A 5,552-nucleotide genomic window follows, 5' to 3' on the forward strand; every position below is an offset into this window, starting at 1 on the left:
AGATCACGCTCCAGTTTCACTTCCGCCAATTCCTTGCGCAGTCGCGCCAGTTCAATTTCCGTTTCCGTCGGCACCCTCTGGCCTTGCCCAACCTTCGCCAGGTTGCCTGTACGCGACGCCCGCACCCAATTGCCAAGACTGCTCTTTGGCACCGACAAGCGCTTCGCTGCCGCATCCACCGACAGCCCTTCCGCTTCCACCAGCTTCACCGCTTCCGCCCGAAATTCCAGCGTGTAGATCCCTTTCGGTAGTCGTTCCATCCTTGTCCTCCGTTCCTCACATTTTACGAAACGTTGGACTCCACTTTTTTCAGCCTACCTCAATTCGCGCCGAGCACCTCATCGCCGTACGCGATGCGAAGTAGCCCAATCCGGACCGGCCAGACATCAGACCCTTGAACAGAAACAACGCCTGAAGGAACACTTATGAAAATCACGTACGACAGCACCGAGGATGTGCTCTGCGTCAGGTTCTCCGACGCGCCAGTCGCCAAAGACGTCTCCTACGACTGGAATGTCAGCGTGGGTTACGATGCCGGCGGCCAACTTGCCGGCATGACGATCCTCGATTTGTCCAGCGTCCTTCACCGGAACACCGAAAAGGACGAGACAACGCTGGTTCTGACCGAACGAGAATCACGCCGACTGCTTGAACTGATGGAATCGCCTCCACCGCGATCGGAACACTTTCTGGCGGCAATCGCGCGGTACCGTGAATGGCTACGTGACAACGAGCCGTCCGTCGGTGTCGACACCTGCGCCTGGATGGCACATCAGGTGAGCCTGCTGCGGAGTGGAGCGCTTAACGAAGCGCAAAGAGACATTCTGGCCACTTTCTTTGAGGAGCAGGTCGCGACAAAGCGTCAGGAGATCGAAACACTGCTGCGCCGACTGCTCGTGGATTGGTGGATACTTGATCTTCGGACGACCGACGCGGGCGTGGTACAGCGAATGGAAGCATTCCAGGCACGATTTCGTGAGGCACTGCAGGCCTCTCCATCGCTTAGAGAACACGTTACGGCCCGTCTTGAGGCCGTCTGGCGCGAAGCCAGAACGGCACTCAAGCATTCACCGTCGATCAGTGAACACGATGCGCAGGAACCGCCCGAGACGTGCCCCTACGCCCTTGAGAACGTGTTGGCCGAAGCGATCCTGCAAGGAGCCATGGAACCACCTGACAGCGAATCCCTTTTAGTCAAAGTGTCTACGTGCATTTCGCATATCACCCCTGTCGGTGGAAACATCTTCCTCGACCTCGGATTTCCGCCCGACGAAGCGGAGCGGTTGAAAGAGGAAAGCGATCGACGCATGTCTGGCGAGAACGGTAACGTCGAGTAAATTTTTCACAATTAACCGCAGGTCGGCAGCCAAGCGACGTACTTAAATCAAAACCAAGTCTACTCATGAGCAAGCGTCTGATTTCCCGTTCGTTGCCACCTGCGCCGGCGTTTGATCCAGGCAAGGAATTCCCGAAGGACGTCGAGCGTCTGATTGTCGTTGCCACGAACGGTGGCTATGCCGTATCGCCGCAAGATGCTGCGGAGTTGTTGCGACGGCATGCGGAAGTTCGGGCTGACGAAATGGACCGGCCAGAGCCTCCTGACGGATACGCAACCTGGCTGGACTATGCGGTAGAGACGATGGATGCCCGCTCCCAAGAAATCGAGGGTCTTTTTTTCGACAAACAGGCATAGAGATAATCGATGCGCGAAGTGATTCGCGCAGAACTCGCGGCGTTAGGTCGGAAAGCTGGCGAACTATAGTTGCCTTGCCGTGGAGAGGGTGTTTTGAAAAAACGTCACTTAGCTCTTTCGGGTGACCGTGTCTCTGGCGTCCAGCCAGCTGCGTAGGTCTTTTGATCGGCCATTGCCGTCGTTCAGTCCTTCCAACCTGAATGGCGGCTTCCGACGGCTGAGCAGACTTAGCAGTGGCTACAGAACTCGGGGCGATTCAACCGAAGCGTGTGGAGGGCACCGTACGCTCCACGCTATCGTCCTCCCTGCGCGGCGTGCCAAGCCTAGTGTTTAGCGGAATCACGCCTGCCCAGACCGGCCAGACCAAATCCTCTTCGTCGTCCTTTACTCCACTGTCACGCACCTTGGCTGATGCCTCGGCTAGCGGGATCCGCAGTACGCTGGTGGCGTTCAGTTCCTTGTCGCTAATTGGACGTAGCGTGTCCCACCGCCCGGGATAAAGACCTTCGATGAGTGCTCGCAGGCTGCGCTGTTTCTCTGCCGGATCGGCCACCAGCTCGAACTGGCCGTAGATCACCACCGAACGGTAGTTCATCGAGTGGTGCATGGCCGAGCGGGCTAGTACCAGGCCATCGGTCAGCGCGATGGTGATGCAGGCTTCTCCATCAGTCAGTGCCTTGAGCATGCGCGATGCCTTAGCACCGTGGATGTACAAGTGTTCTCCTTCGCGCCAATGGATGGTGGGGATGGCGTGCACCGCGCCGTCGATCTGGAAGGCAACGCAACAGATGACTGCCGCGTCGACGATTGCGTTGATAACCTCGGCGTCGTAGTGCGCGCGGTCCGGCATGCGGCGGACGCGGGTGCGTGGAGAGGGGGCGATAGAGAGAGGCATGATGGCTGATCTCCAGAACGTGTAGGAGTCTGCACTCTACGAAGATCGTGGTACCTTTGGCAGTGCCATAAAATAAATCATTCGTGGAGCCACGATGGAACTGGACTGGCTGCTCGCCCCGCCTTTGCCGGAAACCATGCCGCGACAGCGCGTGCTCTATCACCGCTTGCGCGATGCCATCTTGTCCGGCCATCTTGTGTCAGGTACGCGCTTGCCCGCCAGTCGTGGCTTGGCTGTTTCGCTGAAGATCTCACGCAACACCGTACTGTTTGCCTATGAACAGCTTATCGCCGAGGGTTGCCTACTGGCGGATCGCCAAGGCACACGTGTGGCGCCGCTGCACGTACGGCCCATTGTTCGACCAAACAGTGAGGACGCGCCCTCTGCGCAGCTACAACTCTCCGTCCGCGCTGCGATTGCGCTGCAGCCTGAACCAACGCGAGAATCAGCTGCGCTTCCATTTGCACCTGGCGCACTAGACTTCGGCGCATTTCCTTTCCGTAGTTGGCGTGCATGTCTAGAGCGCGCTTGGCGTGATGCGGGGTGGCGTCAACTTGGCTATGCTGCACGCGGCGGTGACCCCGCATTGCGTGAGTCAATCGCTGGCCACCTCACTACCGTCCGTGGTTTGCCGGTAGATGCAGCGCAAATCGTGATTACGAGCGGGACACAAGCAGCCCTCGATCTCTGTGCTCGGCTATTGGCTGACTATGGCGATACCATTTGGGTCGAGAATCCTGGCTATTTCGCCGCCCGCGTCGCATGTGGTCTAGCCGGGCTACGCGTGCATGACGTGCCCGTCGATAGCGAGGGGCTCGCTCCCAGCGAAGAGGACTGGTGCAGGTATCCGCCTCGTCTCATCATGATCACGCCATCGCACCAGTACCCTACTGGCCACGTCATGTCCCTGCCGCGACGCCTTGCGCTAATCGAGCATGCACGCAGTTCTGGCGCCTGGATTATTGAGGACGACTACGACAGCGAATTTCGCCGCGTCGGTTCAGCCCCGCCCGCGCTATTCGGCCTGCAGCCCGATGCCCCTGTCGTTTACGTCGGTACTTTCAGCAAGACCCTATATCCGGGACTACGCCTCGGCTATCTCGTTCTGCCTCATGCAATCGCAGCCAATTTCGCACGCGCTGCAGCTCAAGCCACACGTGCCGGACAGGGCATCGAACAGCGCGCACTTGCTGACTTCATGCAGCGTGGCTACTACACCGCCCATCTGCGACTTATGCGCGCGCGCTATGCCGCGCGGCAGGTGACATTGCGTGCAGCGTTGCGGGAAGCATTCGGGCCGAGCGTGGAGCTATCGGGCGGCGAAGCAGGCTTGCATTTGGTGATGTGGTTGCCACACGGGATACGCGATACAGAAGTGGCGATGTATGCAACGGAGTTGGGGCTGGGGGTGCGAGCGCTGGGTAGCTATACACGAACGCCAATGATATGCAATGGACTTGTCTTAGGGTACGGGAACCTCGAGGAAGGGATGCTTGCAGAGAGCATGAGGCGATTGGTGGAAGCCGTTCAATCCCAGGATTCAAATCCACGTGAAGCTTGATCGTACGAAGAATACTTGAACAGAAATCCATTGGATCTATACGGGTACCATCGGCCACCGCGCATGCCCAACGGCAGCCGCTGTTAAGGGTTGTACGACGCCTGCCCGCCGGCAATCGTTGCCACTCAACCTGCCTCGCGGTAGGGCAGGCATCGCACAACCCTTAACAACTGCCGTCATTCGCCAGTCAGGCTGTAATGCCATTCAAAGGTCCGGTCACATCTAAAAACTGCCGGAGAGGCCTCCCCCTGTGCGCCTAGAAAATCTGCCGGGCGATCTTCAATGGCTTCGGTCACTGCTATGTGGCCGAAAAAGGAAGTCCGCGCTTAGATCCGAGAGATGGTTGATGCCAAGGAGCCCCATATCAGCATGAATCTCATCTCGCAGCAATTTGATTGCGTGTGAAACGCCGGCTTCACCACCGATAGTGGCCGCATAGTTGAACGATCGGCCGACGAATACGAAACGAGCGCCGAGCGCTAACGCTAACCTGTCCAGAGGATGGATGGTGGCCCCGCGTTAAATCATGTTCGCACAGAGATTCGAAACAATGAACAGAACGAAGCCAAAACCTGAGTGGTGGTTATTGAGTGCCAAGTGCTGCGAGCCAAGAACCCCGCTGCCCCCCCATCGCACTCCAGGGAGCTAAGCACCGCTGGATTCTTGAAGGAAAAGACACAAAAGCTATCACGCCTCGCACTGTAAGGTCCGCCAGTGGATTACACTCGAAACAAAAACGGCATTTATACAGTAGAAAATCACTTGCTGTGCTCCGTCCGGGTAAAATTCTTCGGATGCGCGGACGGTCAAATTTTCATGGACGTAGTTTGGTGATCAGGTTTGTGGGCCTTGTCATACTGGGTCTCTCGCTGCTCGTCTCCGCACACGCCGGCGCGGCTGATTTGGCTGTTTCTCGGGCCGTTCTGGAAGACCCTTCTGCTCAACTTGAGCTCAGCGATATTCTAAAGCGTGAGTTTTCCCCGGTTGGTCTGACGTTTTATGACGGGTATAGCCAGTCGGCGTACTGGATTCGCATCACTGTCCGTGCGCCCATCGAGGGGCGCAAAGCGTATCTATTATTAACCCGGCCCTTAAATAGGCTGTTTGCGGTATGATTTCCGCATGGAAAAGATTGATGCGCGCAAGCTGGGTTATGAGGGGCGAGATACGCTGCGGAAGATGGTGCTTCGACTGCGGAAGCAGTCGGGCCTGAGTGGCGTTGAACTGGCGAAGGTGGCAGGAGTTCATGTCCGGACGGTTCAGGCGTGGTTGCGAAAGGCACAGACCGCCGGCGAGGGTTCCCTGACAGAAAGGCTGCGTGGACGTCCCCCCGGCGCGTGCCGAAAACTGTCGATGGTGCAGGAAGTCTGGATTCGACAACGCATTGTGGGGGCGGTGCCCGC

General features: G+C 57.8%; 8 protein-coding genes. 5 read left to right on the top strand and 3 right to left on the bottom strand.

Features of this window, described 5'->3' with window-relative positions; genetic code table 11:
* Positions 1–260 (bottom strand): transposase (locus BO74_RS20435; protein WP_496440942.1); only part of this gene is annotated, 260 nt, incomplete at its 3' end.
* Between the two features lie 165 nt (positions 261–425).
* Here BO74_RS20435 and BO74_RS20440 point away from each other — a divergent pair.
* Complete coding sequence (locus BO74_RS20440) at positions 426–1,337, top strand: DUF29 family protein (protein ID WP_496445139.1); 912 nt, start codon at positions 426–428, stop codon at positions 1,335–1,337.
* 65 nt (positions 1,338–1,402) lie between these two features.
* Positions 1,403–1,693, top strand: coding sequence for a hypothetical protein (locus tag BO74_RS20445; protein ID WP_496445141.1), 291 nt, complete (start codon positions 1,403–1,405; stop codon positions 1,691–1,693).
* A gap of 256 nt (positions 1,694–1,949) precedes the next feature.
* Here BO74_RS20445 and BO74_RS20450 read toward each other — a convergent pair whose 3' ends face one another.
* Positions 1,950–2,588: a pyridoxamine 5'-phosphate oxidase family protein gene (locus tag BO74_RS20450; RefSeq protein WP_496445143.1), complete on the bottom strand. Its 639-nt coding sequence runs from the start codon at positions 2,586–2,588 to the stop codon at positions 1,950–1,952.
* Between the two features lie 94 nt (positions 2,589–2,682).
* On the opposite strand from BO74_RS20450, the gene pdxR reads away from it, so the two are divergent.
* Entirely contained in the window at positions 2,683–4,149 is a 1,467-nt protein-coding gene (gene pdxR, locus BO74_RS20455; RefSeq protein WP_496445145.1) for a MocR-like pyridoxine biosynthesis transcription factor PdxR, read from the top strand.
* Between the two features lie 279 nt (positions 4,150–4,428).
* Here pdxR and BO74_RS20460 read toward each other — a convergent pair whose 3' ends face one another.
* Positions 4,429–4,656 (bottom strand): alpha-hydroxy-acid oxidizing protein, encoded by a 228-nt coding sequence (locus BO74_RS20460; protein WP_496445147.1) that lies wholly within the window; start codon positions 4,654–4,656, stop codon positions 4,429–4,431.
* Positions 4,657–4,943: 287 nt separating this feature from the next.
* On the opposite strand from BO74_RS20460, the gene BO74_RS20465 reads away from it, so the two are divergent.
* Together BO74_RS20465 and BO74_RS20470 are read left to right on the top strand one after the other, a co-directional pair.
* Positions 4,944–5,264: a 7TM-DISM domain-containing protein gene (locus BO74_RS20465; RefSeq protein WP_496445149.1), complete on the top strand. Its 321-nt coding sequence runs from the start codon at positions 4,944–4,946 to the stop codon at positions 5,262–5,264.
* A gap of 7 nt (positions 5,265–5,271) precedes the next feature.
* Positions 5,272–5,552, top strand: a 281-nt coding sequence (locus BO74_RS20470) for a helix-turn-helix domain-containing protein (RefSeq protein ID WP_496445112.1), incomplete at its 3' end; no start/stop codon positions are given.

The organism is Propionivibrio pelophilus DSM 12018, from assembly GCF_059569095.1.